The following is a 3,276-nucleotide window of genomic DNA, read 5'->3' on the forward strand; positions in this document are numbered from 1 at the left end:
CGGAGCGGCTCGGCGAGGAGGAGGGCGCGGCGGTGCTGACGATGGAGCGGTTCACCTACGACGACACGGGGCGCGGGGTGGAGTTCGGCTCGCACCTGTACCGGGCCTCGCGCTACAGCTTCGAGTTCCAGTTGCTCGACCGCGGCTGACCTGGCGGGGACCCACGGGGTGACTCACGGGTAGCCGCGGGTCAGAATGATCCGGCAAGGCATTGACTCGGTCCCCGCCCCCGGCTAGAACACCTCCAGCCGCCACGCGGGCGGCCGGGGACGACCAGGGAAGAAAGGCGGGTACCCAGATGGCGCGCAGCCGTATGGCCCGTAGCACGCGCGTTTTCGCGGCGGCGGCGATGACCACCCTGCTGGCGGTAGCCGCAGCGGGCTGCAGTGACTCCGGCGGCAAGGACGCCGAGGAGAACGACGGCGGCGGGGGCGGCGGCGGGGGCGTGAACACGCCGCGCATGGAGATAGCCATGGTGACCCACTCGGCGCCCGGCGACACCTTCTGGGACATCGTCCAGAGCGGCTCCAAGCAGGCCGCCGCCAAGGACAACGTCGAGTTCCTCTACGCCAACAGCGAGAAGGACGACGAGCAGGCGCGGCTGGTCCAGACGTTCGTGGACAAGAAGGTCGACGGCATCATCGTCACGCTCGCCAAGCCGGAGGCGATGAAGAGCGCGGTGCAGGCCGCCGTGGACGCCGGCATCCCGGTGGTGACGATCAACTCCGGCGCCGAGTTCTCGAAGGAGTACGGGGCCCTGAGCCACATCGGCCAGGAGGAGTCCGTCGCCGGCGAGGCGGTCGGCGAGGAGCTGAACGAGCGCGGCCGCAAGAAGGCCGTCTGCGTCATCCACGAGCAGGGCAACGTCGGCTTGGAGCAGCGCTGCGCCGGTGTGAAGAAGACCTTCTCCGGCTCGGTGGAGAACCTGACCGTCGACGGCGCGAGCAAGCCCGGGGTGCTCTCGGGCATCCAGGCGAAGCTGGAGGCGGACGGCGGCGTCGACTCGGTCGTCACGCTCAACGCGGACGTCGCCGCCTCGGCCGTGGAGGCCAAGGACGCCACCGGCAGCAAGGCGGAGGTCGCGACGTTCGACCTGAACAAGACCGTCGCGGAGTCGCTGGAGGGCAAGCAGCTCAGCTTCGCCGTCGACCAGCAGCCCTATCTGCAGGGCTACCTGGCGGTCGACGAGCTGTGGCTGTACGAGACGAACGGCAACGTCATCGGCGGCGGCCAGACCGTGCTGACCGGTCCCGCCATCGTCACCGAGGAGGACGCTCCCGACCTGAAGAAGTTCACGGAGCGCGGCACCCGATGACCACCACCCTCCCGGCGGACACCAAGGCACCGGACGAACGCCTGCTGCACGCCTCCCCGCTGCACCGGCTCCTCGGCCGGCCGGAGCTGGGCTCGGTGATCGGCGCGGTCGCGGTCTTCCTCTTCTTCGCCGTCATCGCGGACAGCTTCCTGTCCAGCCTCGACACCGTGCTCTACGCCGCCTCCACCATCGGCATCATGGCGGTGCCCGTGGCGCTGCTGATGATCGGCGGCGAGTTCGACCTGTCGGCGGGCGTGCTGGTCACCTCCGCGGCGCTGACGTCGACGATGTTCGCGTACGAGATGACCGCCAACGTCTGGGCGGGCGTCTTCGTCTCCCTGCTGGTCACCCTCGCCATCGGCTTCTTCAACGGCTTCATGCTGGTCCGCACCGGGCTGCCCAGCTTCATCATCACGCTGGGCACGTACCTGATGCTGTGGGGCGCCAACATCGGCCTCACCAAGAGGATCCAGGGCACGGTCTCCACGAACGGCATCGACGACATGCAGGGCTTCGAGTCGGCGCGGGTGCTCTTCGCCTCGTCGATCGACGTCGGCTCGTTCAAGCTGCGCGTGACGATCCTGTGGTGGATCGGTCTGGTCGCGCTGGCCACCTGGATCCTGCTGCGCACCCGCTGGGGCAACTGGATCTTCGCGGTCGGCGGCAACAAGGACGCGGCCCGCGCGGTCGGCGTCCCCGTGCACCGCACGAAGATCGGGCTCTACCTCGGCGTCGCGGTGGCGGCCTGGATCTCGGGGCAGCACCTGCTGTTCTCGTTCTCCGGCGTGGTGCAGTCCGCGGAGGGCCGCGGCCTGGAGCTGCACTACATCGCCGCCGCCGTGATCGGCGGCTGCCTGCTGACCGGCGGCTACGGCTCGGCGATCGGCGCCGCGATCGGCGCGCTGATCTTCGGCATGGCCAAGCAGGGCATCGTCTACGCCCAGTGGGACTCGGACTGGTTCTGGTTCTTCCTCGGCGCGATGCTGCTGCTGGCCACGATCCTCAACTCCTGGGTACGCACGCGCGCGGAGGCGGCCAGATGACGAAGGCCACGGACGGCACGGCCGGCGACGGCACGGCCGCGGACGGCGCGGCGGCCCCCGGCGGACCCGCCGGGGGCGGGCCGCTGGTGGAGCTGGCGGACGTCAGTAAGTACTACGGCAACATCCGCGCGCTCGAAGGCGTCTCCCTCCAGGTGCACGCCGGCGAGATCACCTGCGTGCTCGGCGACAACGGCGCGGGCAAGTCCACCCTCATCAAGATCATCTCCGGGCTGCACCAGCACGACTCCGGCGGCTTCCGCATCGAGGGCCGGGACTCCCGGCTGGGCAATCCGCGCGAGGCGCTGGACCGGGGCATCGCCACGGTCTACCAGGACCTCGCCGTGGTGCCGCTGATGCCCGTGTGGCGCAATTTCTTCCTCGGCTCGGAGCCGACGGTGGGCCGCGGCCCGCTGCGCCGCCTCGACGTGCCGAAGATGCGCGCCACCACCCGCACAGAGCTGCTGCGCATGGGCATCGACCTGCGGGACGTGGACCAGCCCATCGGCACCCTTTCGGGCGGCGAGCGGCAGTCGGTCGCGATCGCGCGGGCGATCTACTTCGGCGCCAAGGTGCTGGTCCTGGACGAGCCGACCGCGGCGCTGGGCGTCAAGCAGTCCGGCGTGGTGCTGAAGTACGTGGCCGCCGCCCGCGACCACGGCCTCGGCGTCGTCCTGATCACCCACAACCCGCACCACGCCTACCTCGTCGGCGACCGGTTCATCCTGCTCAAGCGCGGGATCATGGCCGGCAGCCACGCCCGCGCCGAGATCACCCTGGACGAGCTGACCCGGCAGATGGCCGGGGGCAGCGAGCTGGAGCAGCTCAGCCACGAGCTCCAGCGGGCGAAGAGCTAGCCGCGGCGCGGGAACACGGGCCGCGGCGGGGAGCCCTCCGGGCGCAGTGCGCGAGCACGCGCGC

Annotated in this window: 4 protein-coding genes; all 4 read left to right on the forward strand. The window is 70.5% G+C overall.

Annotated features, from left to right (window positions below; translation table 11 throughout):
• Positions 1–149: UTRA domain-containing protein (locus tag H5J30_RS23395; protein ID WP_181789349.1), on the forward strand; the 149-nt coding region annotated here is incomplete at its 5' end.
• A gap of 164 nt (positions 150–313) precedes the next feature.
• Complete coding sequence (locus tag H5J30_RS23400; RefSeq protein ID WP_181789350.1) at positions 314–1,315, forward strand: sugar ABC transporter substrate-binding protein; 1,002 nt, start codon at positions 314–316, stop codon at positions 1,313–1,315.
• The gene (locus H5J30_RS23405; RefSeq protein WP_181789351.1) at positions 1,312–2,358 is read left to right on the forward strand and encodes an ABC transporter permease; all 1,047 of its coding nucleotides are present in this window, start codon (positions 1,312–1,314) and stop codon (positions 2,356–2,358) included. The genes H5J30_RS23400 and H5J30_RS23405 overlap by 4 nt, the downstream gene beginning before the upstream one ends.
• Complete coding sequence (locus H5J30_RS23410; protein WP_181789352.1) at positions 2,355–3,212, forward strand: ATP-binding cassette domain-containing protein; 858 nt, start codon at positions 2,355–2,357, stop codon at positions 3,210–3,212. Before H5J30_RS23405 ends, H5J30_RS23410 begins: the two co-directional genes overlap by 4 nt.
• Positions 3,213–3,276 lie beyond the last annotated feature (64 nt).

The sequence above is a fragment of the Streptomyces phytophilus genome, assembly GCF_013870535.1.
In the GTDB taxonomy this organism is placed as follows: domain Bacteria; phylum Actinomycetota; class Actinomycetes; order Streptomycetales; family Streptomycetaceae; genus Streptomyces; species Streptomyces phytophilus.